The sequence below is a fragment of the Aurantivibrio plasticivorans genome (genome assembly GCF_055392955.1).
Genome location: NZ_AP036020.1, coordinates 279,137 through 294,036 on the forward strand (window position 1 = coordinate 279,137; position 14,900 = coordinate 294,036).

At 47.3% G+C, this 14,900-nt stretch carries 11 protein-coding genes; 5 read left to right on the forward strand and 6 right to left on the reverse strand.

All coding sequences use genetic code 11. From position 1 onward, the window contains the following. Nucleotides 1-62 precede the first annotated feature (62 nt). The 4 genes from ACZ5NB_RS01270 (at nt 63) to ACZ5NB_RS01285 (ending at nt 4,668) form a co-directional block, all read left to right on the forward strand. A complete protein-coding gene (locus ACZ5NB_RS01270) occupies nt 63-1,013 on the forward strand; it encodes an ABC transporter substrate-binding protein (protein ID WP_460231049.1) in 951 nt (316 codons plus the stop codon). Between the two features lie 54 nt (nt 1,014-1,067). Continuing rightward, complete coding sequence (locus tag ACZ5NB_RS01275) at nt 1,068-2,813, forward strand: ATP-binding protein (RefSeq protein ID WP_460231050.1); 1,746 nt, start codon at nt 1,068-1,070, stop codon at nt 2,811-2,813. Continuing rightward, nucleotides 2,791-3,852, forward strand: a complete 1,062-nt coding sequence (locus ACZ5NB_RS01280) for a response regulator (RefSeq protein ID WP_460231051.1) — start codon at nt 2,791-2,793, stop codon at nt 3,850-3,852. Before ACZ5NB_RS01275 ends, ACZ5NB_RS01280 begins: the two co-directional genes overlap by 23 nt. A gap of 345 nt (nt 3,853-4,197) precedes the next feature. Next, nucleotides 4,198-4,668, forward strand: coding sequence for an FKBP-type peptidyl-prolyl cis-trans isomerase (locus ACZ5NB_RS01285; RefSeq protein ID WP_460231052.1), 471 nt, complete (start codon nt 4,198-4,200; stop codon nt 4,666-4,668). 98 nt (nt 4,669-4,766) lie between these two features. Here the strand turns inward: ACZ5NB_RS01285 and ACZ5NB_RS01290 are convergent, their stop codons facing one another. From ACZ5NB_RS01290 to ACZ5NB_RS01305, 4 genes are all read right to left on the reverse strand, one after another. Next, the gene (locus tag ACZ5NB_RS01290; protein ID WP_460231053.1) at nt 4,767-5,570 is read right to left on the reverse strand and encodes an SDR family oxidoreductase; all 804 of its coding nucleotides are present in this window, start codon (nt 5,568-5,570) and stop codon (nt 4,767-4,769) included. Nucleotides 5,571-5,805: 235 nt separating this feature from the next. Then, complete coding sequence (locus ACZ5NB_RS01295; protein ID WP_460231054.1) at nt 5,806-8,064, reverse strand: PQQ-dependent dehydrogenase, methanol/ethanol family; 2,259 nt, start codon at nt 8,062-8,064, stop codon at nt 5,806-5,808. A gap of 191 nt (nt 8,065-8,255) precedes the next feature. Then, nucleotides 8,256-9,554, reverse strand: coding sequence for a serine hydrolase domain-containing protein (locus tag ACZ5NB_RS01300; RefSeq protein WP_460231055.1), 1,299 nt, complete (start codon nt 9,552-9,554; stop codon nt 8,256-8,258). 88 nt (nt 9,555-9,642) lie between these two features. Beyond that, nucleotides 9,643-10,917 carry a serine hydrolase domain-containing protein gene (locus ACZ5NB_RS01305; RefSeq protein WP_460231056.1) on the reverse strand — a complete coding sequence of 425 codons (1,275 nt, stop codon included), beginning with the start codon at nt 10,915-10,917 and terminating at the stop codon, nt 9,643-9,645. A gap of 306 nt (nt 10,918-11,223) precedes the next feature. On the opposite strand from ACZ5NB_RS01305, the gene ACZ5NB_RS01310 reads away from it, so the two are divergent. Further along, nucleotides 11,224-13,098, forward strand: coding sequence for an outer membrane protein assembly factor BamB family protein (locus tag ACZ5NB_RS01310; RefSeq protein ID WP_460231057.1), 1,875 nt, complete (start codon nt 11,224-11,226; stop codon nt 13,096-13,098). Between the two features lie 31 nt (nt 13,099-13,129). On the opposite strand, the gene ACZ5NB_RS01315 is transcribed toward ACZ5NB_RS01310, so the two are convergent. Both ACZ5NB_RS01315 and ACZ5NB_RS01320 read right to left on the reverse strand, forming a co-directional pair. Continuing rightward, nucleotides 13,130-13,966 (reverse strand): dienelactone hydrolase family protein, encoded by an 837-nt coding sequence (locus tag ACZ5NB_RS01315; RefSeq protein ID WP_460231059.1) that lies wholly within the window; start codon nt 13,964-13,966, stop codon nt 13,130-13,132. A gap of 84 nt (nt 13,967-14,050) precedes the next feature. After that, nucleotides 14,051-14,821 (reverse strand): DUF748 domain-containing protein, encoded by a 771-nt coding sequence (locus ACZ5NB_RS01320; protein ID WP_460231060.1) that lies wholly within the window; start codon nt 14,819-14,821, stop codon nt 14,051-14,053. Nucleotides 14,822-14,900 lie beyond the last annotated feature (79 nt).

Sequence of the window (14,900 nt, forward strand, 5' to 3'; positions counted from 1 at the left end):
TTCCTTTGTTTTCTTTAAAGCATTGCTACACTGAGTAGAGTTGCCCCAACTCGAGGTGTACCGTGCGTTTACTCTGTCTGTCGTTCGCTATTGTTAGTTGTTTACTGCTTGGCTGTGGAAAGCCGCCGCAAGAGACCATCAAAATTGCGATCAACCCGTGGCCAGGATACGAATTTTTGTATCTGGCTGAACATCTTGGTTACTTTGACACGGAAAACTTACCTGTTGAGCTTGTCCCTTTCGGATCATTGTCAGATGCGCAGAGAGCCTATATTCATGGTCGAGTGGATGGATTAGCCAGTACCATAATCGAAGCTGTTCAATCTCAAGCGTTGGGTGGTCGGCCCCTCAAGATTGTTCTTGTTCCTGATTTTTCGAACGGTGGCGATGTGATTGTCGCCAGCAACCTTGTTGAATCGATGGAAAACATACAAGGTGTACGTGTAGGCTGCGAGATTGGCTCCCTCGGCATTTATTTGTTGTCGCGTGCTTTAGAAGAATCGGGATTCTCACTAGATGACGTTGAGCTTGTTAATGTTGAACAAAGTAGCGGTGCTAGAGCGATGGATGCTGGCAATATTGATGCATTTGTTACCTACCCTCCGATCTCGTTAGAAATTCTAAAACAACCCAATAGATCAATAATTTTTAGCTCAGCCGAAATTCCCTATGAAATTGTTGATACGGTTGCAGTTGCTAATGACGTCTTGGAAAACTATCCAAATTTTGTTGAGAAGTTGCGTAACGTTTGGAAAAAAGTGCTGGACTACGCTGAGCAAAATCCTGACATGGCTTATGATGTTATGGCGCAGAGAGAAGGTATTACGAGTGAAGAATTCCGAGAAGCGCTAGGTGATCTGAAAATTATTGGCTATGAGGAACAGAAAGCTATTTTCAGTAAGCCCGCCGAGCTGGACCAACGAGCGAAATCTGTTTGTGATGTACTTAATCGTGTAGGCGCTATTGAATATAACTGCCAAGAGTTGGGCTTGCTAGCCTATAGGCAGCAGTAATGTCTATAGGCTTTAAAAAGATAATAGCTTGCAGGGTCGTCAAGGTGTAGATCATTGAAAGCCATTAAGACACATTTTTACCAATCATTATCGTTTAAACTGATGCTGCCGGTTCTAGTTGTCGGTTTGTTGTCGTTATTAGGTTTGATTGCGGTTGAATATCTACGCGTTGAGCGCGCAATTCAACAACGATTAGTGCAAGAAGCTGATCACTTGGGGGATACATTAGTTATTGCCTCAGAAGCAAATTCATCGGCAGAGAATCTACAGCGCATCACATTCAATATCGCAGCGAAAGATTTTATACGTGAAATTTATGTCGTCGATCCCCGAAAAAATCAGATTTATGCATCGAGCCAAGAAAATCTGCAGTACCAGGGAGTCGATAACCTACCATCGCAGATTCTATCTGACTATCTGCACTATGTGTCGGGTGAAAGTGCGCCGGTTGGCGATAGCTTGGACAAAGGTATTCGTCTGCTATCTATTCAATTGATCGATAGTTCGGTTAATAGACTAAGAACATTTCACGTGATTTTGTCGCTCAACCCCGACCAATTATTGGCCAGTGGTATTCAAGAAATCTACGCGGTTAGTGCTAGCTATTTAATAGGCTTGCTGCTGATACTCGCGGGTGTATTTTGGGTCCAAAGCGCTGTAGTAACCTCGCCACTGAGAAGGTTTAGGCAAAAGATAATTGAGCAAATTACACATCGAGGTGAGCTGACCAAAAAAATCGAGCATGGATCAAAAGATGAGTTGGGTCTTCTCGTTAATGCTTACAACTCGCTGGTAGAACGCAATAGTGCAAGCAGAAAGATTATGGAGCAACAAGCGGCTGAGCTTCTCGAAGCGAAAGATAAAGCCGATCAGGCAAACCTCGCCAAGTCACAGTTTTTGGCGAGTATGAGCCACGAAATTCGTACACCCATGAATGGCATGCTGGGCATGATAGAGTTGCTTAAAAAAACCAATCTAGATAGAGCGCAACGCCACAAACTCGGTTTGGCGGAGTCCAGTGGCAAGTCGCTATTGTCTCTAATCAACGATATCTTGGATTTTTCAAAGATCGAAGCAGGTAGGATGGATGTCGAGTACATTGCTTTTCGTGTGCGAGATTTGCTGGGTGAAGTGGCGGAAGCAATGGCGGTCAAGGCCCAGCATAAAAAGGTCGAGTTGATCTTAGATCAAACAAACGTCAACTATCAGACAATCATTGGTGACCCAACGCGTATTCGGCAAATACTCACCAATATATTAGGCAATGCAATTAAGTTTACAGACCGGGGTGAAATTAAAATTATTGCGAGCTTAGAAAAGCAATCCCCTGTTGATACTCGGTTAGTTTGTAAAATAATTGACTCGGGTGTCGGTATTCCTAAAGAAAAAATTGCTGAGTTATTTTCATCGTTTACACAAGTTGACGCCTCGACCACGCGTAAGTACGGCGGTACTGCTTTGGGGCTGGCTATATCGAGAAAGCTTTGTCAATTGATGGGTGGGGACATCAAAGTAGAGAGCAAGGTCGGGATGGGCAGCTGTTTTGAGTTTTTCGTTGACTGTGGCTTAGAGCATTGCACAGAAGGCGTCGGATTGCGGCGAGACATCGCTGATGTGATGGGAGATGTTAAGCTGCTCGTTGCTGATTCTAATCAAGCGGCGGTAGATGCCATAGTGAATCAACTTACAAAATTAGGTGCGAATGTAAAAACGGCGAAGTCCGTAAATGAGGTAGAACAATATCTCGTGGGGGCTAAGCATTCAGGTGTGTCCTTCGATGGGTTATTGGTTAGCAAATAACCTCGAAGACAATATGTTAGAAAAGATACAGGCATTAGCACCCTTGTCGGCGGAGACATGTATTGTTCTTATGACTCAAATCGAAGACCATTCGGACCCACGAATTCTCACCCGGTGCGGTGTGAGCTTTTCGTTTTCGAAGCCGCTAACTCTCGATGATTTAGTTCATGCGCTTGCGGCTATTGTGTTGGGTGAAGGAACCTATCGTAAAGATTGGTCTGGTCATACTGAAGATGAAATAACTGGACCAACACATGCGTCACTGATGGAAAATAAACGAGTGTTGGTAGTGGAAGACAATAAAATTAACCAAGAAGTGATCGCAGGCATTTTAGATGAATACAACCTTCACCCTGATTTTGCAGATAATGGCTTAGAGGCCTTGCATAAACTAGCAAGTGCAGACCCCTATGACTTCATCCTTATGGATTGCCAAATGCCCGAAATGGACGGCTATCAAGCGAGTGAATCAATTCGTCGTGGTGATGCAGGTGAGCGCCATAGTGACAGTATTATTATTGCGCTGACCGCCAACGCGATGCGCGGTGATCGAGAGCGCTGTTTAGCATCGGGGATGAATGACTACTTATCCAAGCCGATCGATTCCGGTGCATTGGAGCGAATGATGACGAAATGGGCGTTGATACAATCCGGTGGAGTCGACCACACATTTGCACAACCGTATGTCGAAGCACCAAGCAATACAGACCTGTGGGATAAAGGCTCGGCGCTTAAACGTGTTCGAGGAAAAGAAGAGCGCTTAGTGGTACTAATGAAGATGTTCCTGGGCGAAATGCCAAACCGATTACAAGCATTAGAGGAAGCAGTGCGTGCGGAGGATGTGCAAACAGCTCGTGAACTTGCACATACTATAAAAGGTGTGGCCGGGAATATCAGCGCTAACAGCACCATGGAAGCTGCGGCGGCGCTTGAGTCGGCGGCGCGAGACGGTGACCTATCACAACTGAAGGAGTCATTAGCGATGTTAAGTGCGCGCTTGGCTTCCGTTAATTTGATGTTTGAACAGTATCTCGATTAATAGCGGCACTGGTTTCGCAGTCCTACTTGGTTTCTCACTCCTACTTGGTTCTGCACTCTTCATGTGCATTATCCCGCCCTGGGCTGACCTGTTATCAATAGTCCATTTGTGAGACAATTCGAGTCGCAGCGCCGCGTCTGCTCTAATACCGATCATTTTCATGGGACATTGTGACTTCTACATAGTGTTTACGTGAATGGCACCCTGCCGTCAGGCTCTATTGGATAAACGATTGCGGTTTTCCAGAGAACTTTCACTAAATTAATCCGTTGAAAATATGACTCATTGACCAACAATGTCGTTGGCTATTTTCATAGGCTTAACTAACACAGATTGGGAGACATCATGTCCTTATTGATAGGCGACAAAGTCGTCGTTAGCATGCATTACACACTGAAAAATGATGAAGGCGAAGTTATTGACACTTCTGAGGGCCGAGATCCACTTAATTACTTGCATGGGTCAGGCAATATAATTCCGGGCTTAGAAAATGCCTTAGTCGGTAAAACAACGGGTGATAAACTCGATGTACGTGTAGAAGCAGCCGAAGGGTATGGTGAAGTGGTTCCCGAGCTTGTGCAGACTATCGACAAGTCTTTATTTCAAGGTGTTGATAAAGTTGAAGAAGGTATGACATTTAACGCGCAAGGCCCAAATGGGCAGGTACAACAAGTTGTTGTAAAAGCCGTTGAAGGTGATGAAGTGACTATTGACGCGAACCATCCGTTGGCTGGCGTTGCATTAAATTTCTCAGTAGAAATTATGCAAATTCGTGAAGCGTCTGAAGAAGAAGTTGCCCACGGTCACGCACACTAATGCTTGTCTCATAGCAACGTATTCATAATACGCTGATATAAAAAAACGCCGTACAGTGTAAAACAGTACGGCGTTTTTTTATTGGTGCTGGACTCAAATCAGTCGTCAGTGCGCTTTTGTGCATTCGCAATATTACTACCGCCGTCGAGTGCAATGATTTGCCCCGTGACATAGTTGCTGGCAGGGGACGACAAGAACAGTGCTAAGCTACCCATATCCTGTGGGCGGCCAATGCGACCCATTGGAATACCGCTTTCAATGCGCTCCTTATGGTCTTTTAATGTTTGTGCCATCATCTTACTTTCAAAAGGCCCGGGTGCTATCGCATTGATGTTTAAACCTTTGTCTGCCAATCGAACCGCTAAATTTTTCGTTAAGTGATGCACAGCGGCTTTACTGGCACCGTAGGAATAGTTGTCCGTTGTTGATATACGTAAGCCGTCAATTGAACCGATATTAATGATTTTACTTGGGCTTTCGCGCGACGCATCTTTCTCGAGAAGTGGTAATAAATCGCGTGTCAACATAAAAATTGCGCGAACGTTAATATTAAACACCTTGTCGTAACCATCATCGGGGAAAGACTCAAAGGGAGCACCCCATGCCGCGCCGGCGTTATTGACCAAAATATCAATTTTTGATTCACGTTGTTTGATATCGTCAACAAACTTTTGGCGCCCTTCGTCGGTCGCAAGATCACCGGGTATTGCAATACACTCGCCCATTGTCGATAACTCTGCCGCTGCTTCCAAGCAGGGTCCGGCTTTGCGTGCAGTGATATACACCTTTGCACCGTTCTCCACGAGTGCGTGGGCGATCATGTAACCGATGCCACGTGAGCCACCGGTTACAACGGCCACTTTGCCGGCCACAGTAAATAATTCATCAATTCGTAATGTCATGTTGTCTTCCTAATAAAGAGCTGCAGCAGTACTTGTTGACTCGAACGTTTGACTACTGCAAGGGTAACGGACAAATAGCGCGCATTTAAATTGCGTGCTGTGAAATGTATGGCGCGAAGAGAATAACAGAATTACTCAGCTTTTTCCGAATCGTTAAGCCCTATAAACAAAGCCACTAGTGTTGAGTTACCTGTGTTTATAATGTGTGTGATAGCTGTCGTTAGATCGATAAAAACTAATGGCTTTCAATTGTCTTTGTGCGTCTTAGCCGATGACCTTCCGAAAGAACATAAGCTTGAATAGCTGCAGTATCCTTTTCATCCATGACATCCGCAAAACTCACCATGCCAAGATCGCTAAAGACGCCACCCAGTACAATGTCATTGAACATGGCGTGTTTTGCTTCACCCATAAAGCGAAGGTCCGCAATCACGCCGCCGCCTTGTACACCCGGCCCATGACACACACCGCAGTAGCGATGATAAAGTGCTTTGCCTTGTCGTAATGTTTCGCTGCTAGCGTTAAATGCAGGTAGCGCTGGTAGGACGTCGACAGAGGTATTTAACGGTGGCAGTTGATCGGTTCCCCCTAGCTTATAGGTGAGAATACGACCGCGATGCGTTTGGCCAATTTTTTCGGCCGCTTTCCCTGCGGCGAGCGGGAAGGTGCCGCCCCAGCCTGCGACGACGGTAATATATTGTTCGCCGTCAATGGCGTAGGTAATAGGCGGTGCGACAATGCCGGTTTGCGCTTCGCTTGCCCAAAGTTGCTCGCCGGTTTTTGCGTTATACGCGACAAACTGACCGTGACTTGTTCCCTGAAATAAAATATTGCCTGCGGTGGATAGCATTCCGCCGTTCCACGAGCCTGCATGTTGTACTCGCCATTTTTCGGTTTGAGTGACCGGGTCCCACGCCGAAATATGTCCGCGTACGGTGCCCGCAATTCGGTCATCTAATTCCTCATCACCCGTCGCTGCATTTAATTGCCAATCAATCGCTAAATTCCAGCGGCCTTCTTGGTACTCAAAGGCAGGTTCATTTCCGTAGGCATAAGGAATATCCATAGCTGGAATATACACAAGACCAGTTTCGGGGCTGTAGGACATCGGGTGCCAATTGTGACCACCAAAGGGTGAGGGTTTGTGAAATGCCGATTCAAGTTGCGCCGTGGTGAGTGATTTTAATGCGGCGACTTGTTGCTCCGGCGGCAATGCTGCCAAAGGATTATCCGCCTGGTAACGCGCATTGGCCGTTTCTACTGGTCGGCCGGTATTTGGATCGATGTGTGAAGCCCACGTGACCGGCACATAATTGTTCGCGGAAATAAAGTCGCCAGTGACACGATCAATAACATAAAAAAATCCATTTTTCGGTGCTTGCATAATGACTTTGCGTTGCGCGCCGTCAATAGTTAAGTCGGCCAAAATTAAATGTTGCGTGGCCGTGTAATCCCAGCTATCACCTGGCGTCGTTTGGTAGTGCCACACATATTCACCGTTGTTGGGATTGATAGCGATAATAGACGATAAAAATAAATTGTCGCCGCCATCGGGGCTACGTACTTGTCGGTTCCAAACCGAACCGTTGCCGGTACCGATATACAATAAATCCAATTCAGGGTCATAGGCCATTGAATCCCAGACTGTGCCACCACCACCGTAGCGCCACCATTCGCCGCTCCACGTATCAGCCGCTCTTTTTAATGCGTTTGATTCGAAACCCTCTTGAGGATTGCCAGGCACCGTATAAAAACGCCAGGCCTGTTTGCCGGTATTCGTATCATAAGCCGTGATGTAACCACGCACACCGTATTCAGCGCCGCCGTTGCCAATGATGACTTTATCGTTGATAACCCGTGGTGCACCCGTGATGGTGTAAGGCTTATTGCGATCAATGGTATTTATCTTCCACACTTCTTCACCGCTAGCGGCATCTAACGCCACCAGGTAGCCATCTAAGGTGCCGACAAATACCTTGCCTTTCCAAACCGCGACACCACGATTCACTGCGTCACAACAGGCCTTGGCGCCCCATGCTTTGGGTACCTTTGGATCGTATTGCCAGAGCAGTTCGCCGTTACGCGCATCGTGTGCGTAGACAATGCTCCATGCCGCCGTGGTGAACATAACGCCGTCGACAACAATCGGTGTTGCCTCGAGACCTCGATTACTGTGTAAATCGTAATGCCAGGCCAAACCTAATTGAGCGACGTTTTTAGTATTAATTTTATCTAGCGGGCTAAATCGTGCTTCATCGTATGTGCGCCCATGAGCGAGCCAATTATTGGGCTCTTTATCCGCAGCGATTATGCGAGCTTTATCTAGGGTTGCTGTGTGTTGGCGAATGGTGTTCTGACGTTGATTTTCTGGCGCTGTTGTCGTTCTATCAAGAGAAGTCGACGCCGAAGCAGGTATTGTGTCGTCGTTGTTGTGAACAACATAAACGGTTGAGATGGCTAAGATGCATAGTGCGAAAATAATGAAATAGCGCATACAAGTCCCTTGTTCTTTATTATGTGGTGACTGGATGGTGCGTTTGCGGAGTATACTCTTTTTACTTCGAGAAGGTATTTTCTAGTGTGAGAGAATCTATGTGGACGAAAAAAATTTGAATAATGTGGTTGTGCGTTTCCAAATAAAAAAGGACGCCAAGCGCCCTTTTTATCATGTGATATAAAAAGAAGTTATTCGGCCGATTCAGTAAGGGCACCGTAAATTGCCGACTTCATGCTGGCACGTAATGGGACGCGGACATTCATGTGTTGGATCATCACAACCGCGGTTAAATCTTCCACAGGATCGATCCAAAACACTGTCCCGGCAGCGCCACCCCAATAGTATTCTCCGGTAGAGCTAATGACGCCGCTTTTTACGGTGTCAACCGTCACGCCAAATCCCAAACCAAAACCTTGAGCGCCAAGGATGCCACTATTTGCGCCTTCGCCACCACGGTTAGCAAAGATACCGCGCAGGTGGTTGGTGGTCATATAGTTAATGGTTTTAGGGCTAAGAATACGTGCGCCGTTAAATTCGCCACCGTTCAGCATCATTTGGCAGAATTTCATGTAATCTTCCGCTGTGGATAGCAAGCCGCCACCGCCTGAAAAGAAGGTCACGTCTTTGGTGTACTGACTTGTTTCTGGGCGATCACTGACTTCGAGCGTTTGCGTTTTTCGGCTATAGCTATGGTTGGTGCCGAAGCGAGAAATTTTATCTTCGGGTACCTGGAAAAAAGTGTCAGTCATGCCCAGTGGTGCGAACAAGCGATCATGTAAGTATTCATCTAACGGTTGATCTGCCAACACTTCAATTAAGCGCCCTAATACATCGACCGAGACACTGTAGTGCCAGCGAGTACCGGGTTGATACTGCAATGGAATGTTGCCAAGGTCGCTAACCATTTCGGCTAAGTCTTTGTCTTGCAGAATGCCCGCTTTGCGATATTGTTGGTCAACAGGCGTGTTGCCAAATACGCCGTAGGTGAGCCCGCCTGTGTGGCTCATTAACATTTGAATAGTGAAGGGGCGTTTTTGTTTTTCTAGTTTGCCATCTTCCGTTAAGACTAAAACGTTTTTAAATTCAGGTAGGTATTTTTCAACTGGATCAGTTAATTGGAACTTACCTTCTTCGTACAACATCATTGCACCGACAGTGGTGACTGGTTTAGTCATCGAATAAATGCGGTAAATGCTATCGAGTTCGGTTTCTTGTCCGGAGTCTTTGTTGTGGACGCCGAATTTTTCATGATGGACGACTTTACCGTGCCGCGAAATCATGCTTACCGCGCCGACAATTTCGCCGTCATCAATATAGCCTTGCAATACATTGTTGACGTTAGTTAAACGCTCACTGGACATTCCCACACTTTCAGGCGATGAAAACTCCAGTCCAGCCGGGTTATGGCTGCGGGAGGATGTGGCTGTTGGGAGTTGAGCACATCCCGCCAATACGGTGATGGCGGCTATGCTAGCTAATGTACGCATAAAAACCTCTTATTGCTTGTTGAGTGTTGGGTATGTTGCACCCGCTATAATTATTTTTTTAACTACGTTGTTTTAATAGGGGTAAATACTATTGGGCGTCGAGCATTGCACCATAGGTGATTTGCTTCAGCAGATTTCGCAAAGGTACTCGTGAGCTTCTCTGTTGAATCATACTAATGACAATTAAATCTTCAGCTGGGTCAATCCAAAACAGCGTACCCGCTACACCGGACCAATAGTATTCTCCAGCAGAACTGATGGTGCCCGCCGCGACCGGGTCGGTGGTGACTGCAAAACCGAGCCCAAAGCCAAAACCTGGTCGGTTGGGCACGCCCGATGTGTTGCCCAATATGCCAGGAAGATGATCACGAGTCATGTACGAAACTGTCTTTGGGCTCAGAATCTGCACGCCATTAATAGATCCGCCGTTAAGCATCATTTGGCAAAACGTCAGATAATCTTGCGCTGTCGACACTAAACCACCGCCGCCGGATTCGAATGTGGTTTTATTAACAAAGGCACTATCGCTGGGGCGGTCGATAATGTTGAGCGTACCATCAGCAGCAAATTGGTGATTAGTGCCAAACCGATAAAGCTTCTCCGTAGGCACTTCGAAAAAGGTGTTCTCCATGCCGAGCGGTTCAAAGATGGTGTCGTGCAGTACATTGCCGAGGCTATCACCAGCGATCACTTCGACTAATCGACCTAATACATCCACGGAGAAAGAGTATACCCATTGGCTGCCGGGCTCCTGTTGCAGAGGCAGCTTGGCAATTCGTTCCACGAATTCCGCGTTGTCTTTTGCGTTGCGCAAATTTTCTTTTTGATACATCGCAACAACTTCAGAGCGGCCCAAAAAGTCATAAACCATACCTGACGTATGGGTCATAAGGTGTTGAATTGTTATCGGTGTGCTGGGCTCAACTAATTTTCCGTCACGCAATACACGCGTGTTTTTGAACGCTGGAAGATATTGGCTGACAGGATCCGTAAGTTGGAATTTACCTTGCTCATACAGCTGCATGGCGGCCACGGTGACAATGGGTTTTGTCATGGAGTAAATGCGAAAAAGGCTGTCTGGTTGCAGTGGTGTGTCTGTTTCAATATCAAGCGTTCCGTATACATGCTGATAGGCAAGCTTGCCGTGTCGCGCAACCAGCGTCACGCTGCCCTGAAGTTGACCTTCATCAATAATGCCCTCGAGTGAATCACCAATGGCACTCAACCGCTCCGAAGACAAGTTGACCCGCTCTGGTGTCGATGTCGGTAGCGACCCAGCTAACGCGAAGGGGCAACCACAAAGTACGACTGCGGTTATCAACACATGACGGAAAAACCCAGTATGACGAGCCCATCGTTGCATTGAAGAGGCGCCCGTTGACGCGATTAAGGAGGGCGATTTGAGTGAGCGCAAAAGGTCAGTCATGAGCATGATAAGTGCCTCGGAGGCTACCGGTTGTGAGCGTGCGGTTTTGTACGTGATACTTATTTTTCGGCTAAATGCCTAAATTTATCGCCACATACTAGCATTGAGGGTTCAGTAGCTTAACGTGCAAACTATTAAGTTTTGTTGTAGCCCTAGTAGGTTTCTAGCCTTGTGTAGCGACTAGTGTAAGAATGAGGGCGCAAAAACTTCATCAGTGGTACATACAAATAATAAAAGTTGCCTATGAAAACCATCACAATGCGTATTAAGTTCATTGGTGCTGTATCTTTCGCGCTGTTTTTACATTTTGCACAAGCGGAAGAAGCGGGTGAAGCGCTTTACGAGGCACGTTGCGGTATTTGCCACAATTCCCCGCAGAACCAAACGCCTCCCAAATCTGCACTGGCGGCGTTATCGCCCCAGGACATACGGGATGCGCTGACGTCGGGTGTAATGCGCGCCCAGGGCGTGCGTTTAAGTGAAGAAGAAAAAAGCCAAATTGCATTGTTCCTCAGCGGTGGGGGCGAGCAAAATGCCAGCCAAACATGGCAAGCAAATTACTGCCAAAACCCGTCGCAGTTTTCACCTGTTGTGGATGACCCTTTTGGCCCAACCGAGTGGAATGGCTGGGGGCGCGACTTAACGCAAAGTCGCTTTCAATCTGCCACAACGCTTCCCCTGGATAGCTTCCACAAGCTTCAACTGCGCTGGGCGTTTGCGTATCCCGGTGGTAGACGTCACGCCCCACCCAGTATTGTTGGAAACCGACTCTTCACCGGCGTATTTCCTGGTAAAGCCTACGCGTTAGACCTACAAACGGGGTGTGTTGTATGGGAAGTGGAGGTGAATTCCGGTGTTCGTAATGCGGTGAGTGTGGTGCCCATCGGCAAAAATAATACGCGATACGCCGCATTGTTTGGTACCAACGCAAATGATGTGTTTGCCGTCGATGTCGATACCGGCCAGGTGCTTTGGCAAACCAGGATCGATAACAACCCCGTGGGCCGTGTAACCGGTGCGGGCATTTATCACGACGGCGTTTTCTATGTGCCTATGTCGTCCAACGAAGAAGTCGCAGCCAGCAGCCCAGACTATGGCTGCTGTAATTTCCGCGGCAGCGTTACCGCGCTAGATGTGACCAATGGAGCAATCCTGTGGAAAACCTATGTCATCGATGAGGCACCCGCTCCCACTAAAATTAATGAGCACGGTCAACAAATGTTTGGCCCGGCCGGGGCAGCCATATGGTCCGCGCCAAGTATCGACATAAAACGCGGTTTACTTTACGTCGCGACTGGTGACTCCTACACGGATGTGGCAGAAGATGGCTCTGATGCCATCGTTGCTATCGAACTTAAAACCGGAAACATTCGTTGGAAAAATCAAGTAACTGCTAATGACAACTTTGTGATTGGCTGCGGCCGGACGAGTCATGGGAACTGCCCTGAAGATTTAGGCCCCGATTATGACTTTGGTAGCACGCCACAACTAGTCCAGCTCGCAAACGGTAAGGATGTGATTATCGCCGGGCAAAAATCCGGGATTTTTTATTTTATTGACCCCGATTCAGGCAAACTCATTAATCAATTACAGTTAGGACGCGGTGGGCCTCTCGGAGGAATTCAGTGGGGCTTTGCCAATGATGGTAAGCGAGCCTATGTCGCTGTTGCCGATGTCGGTGGTGATCGTCAGGAAGCCAAGCCAGGTTTGACCGCAGTGGATATCGCAACGCAGCAAATTGTTTGGCATGTGGCTGCACCCAAACCAGATTGCAAAAACCAAACCGGGTTTCGATGCACCAATGCCTTTTCGCAAGCCGTGACGGTTATTGGCGGTATTGTATTTGCCGGAAGTGGCGATGGTGTGTTGAGCGCTTTTGACAGTCAAACCGGTGAAGTGCTGTGGCAATATAATACGGCCCGTGAAGTGTATAACACGGTGAATGGAGTGACCGTACAAGGTGGCGCGTTAGATGGCGGTGGGCCGATAGCTGCCAACGGTGTGTTTGCCTTTGTCAGTGGTTTTAATGTAAGGCGCGGTGAAGTGGGTAATGTGCTGTTAGTTTTTGAGGCCAGAGATGAAAAAGTGCAGGAACAAAAAAGCCGCCAAAGCGAGTGACACAGTGGCGGCTTTAATCATCAATAATCTATTAGAAGAGCTGATTTAGAAAATCTTTTAATTCGTTCCAACTTTGTTCATCGGCATTGGGATTGTAGGCTAGCGGTAACCCAAACTCTTCACCAATTTCTGTTGCGCCGGGGTTGGTAAATGCGTGAACCGCACCGGGGTAAGCAATAAATTTATAGTCCGCTACAGCGGCAGCCATTTCTTTTTTAAATGCATCCACTTGTTCCTGTGGTACAAAGGGATCATCGGCGCCGTGCAATACCAGTACCTTCGCATTCACGCCGTGCGCTTTGGCAGGAGATGTTGTTGATAGGTTGCCGTGAAAGCTGGCAACACCCGCCAGGTCGCTTCCAATACGTGCTTGATGAAGCACCATCGCACCGCCAAAACAATAACCCATCGCCGCTGTTTGAGCCGGGTTAGTGGTGTTGTGCTCGTCTAACAATTTGTGTGCGGCAGCAAAGCGAGCTTCGGCGGTGGGAATATTATTCATGACTTCCATCATGAATTTTTGAGCATCTTCCGGATGGGTTGCCAGCTTGCCATCACCGTACATATCCAATGCAAATGCGGTGTATCCTAATTTAGCGAGCATGTGCGCACGCGTGCGGACGTAATCGTTATGCCCCCACCATTCGTGAACAATTAACACCCCAGGACGCTGCCCTTGTTGGTTGGCGTCATAGGCAATATAACCGGTTAGCGTCGTGTCACCCACGGTATAAGTGACTTCCTCACCGCGAATATCTTGCGCTTGTGCGGCAGTCGGTTGTGGGGCAACGTCCACTTCGGGTTCTGGGGCTTTGCTACACCCAGTAAAAATCAACGTCGATAATGCGATGGCCAGAATGTGACGCATGATTTATCTCCTGTTAGTTTTCCAAATAAATAATGGATAATGAAGATTGTGCTAAATAGTGTTGAGTTGACTAAGGCCGCTATCCTAGCGTTTTAATAGTGACCTTAAGTCATCAAGCTTTTCTTTATCTTCATCAGATAACCGCTCATTAAGCTCTTCTTTCGCTTTTTCGCGGACCTTCTCTTTGGCGGCATTCTTGGTGGCTTTCGTCACGGCATCGTTGGCCGAATCCAAAACACGATCTATGAGTTGCTGAGCAAGTACATCCGGTGTCACCCCGTTAGGGCTGCCGAGATTCGTTTGAGAGATTGTTGGCACGGTGAGTGTTCGGTCGCCGTACTCTTGACTAACAAGCTGTAAGTTGGCGTCGCTGAAGGTGAATTTCTTCACTTCTAGTAGAATCTCAGGCGCACTGCTTGTTGAATCAGCTGATTCACTGGCTTTAGCGCTTTCTCCTTTGGGTAGGTTATCAGCCAGCTGTTTTAAGTTGATTTTTAAATCGCGTTCTTCAGCAATAATGCTTGGCCCATCGACCAATATTTCATCCAAAATAATGACTCTCTTTTCTAATGAGTCTAAATTGAGATCAACTACAGCCTCGGTGAGTGCAATCACGTAATCTGTCGAAAAGCCGTCGGGGTTAGCAATCTTTAGGTCCTTAAGCTCGACACGGGCATTTTTCCAATCGACGTGAGCACTGCCTAGCGTGACTTGTGTGCCAATCGCTTTCGAACCCTGCTCCTCAACAGCCGTTTTAATAATGTCATCGATATTCTTGACGGCATAATACGATACGCCACCAATGACAATCGCGAGCACTACAACAATGCCCAGGAATATTTTTAACGCTTTCATCTTAACTCCTTTAACCCCTATGTCGGTGTGAACGATGTGAGTAGCATGGTACGTGAAATTGGTAAAAGTGCTACGCTAT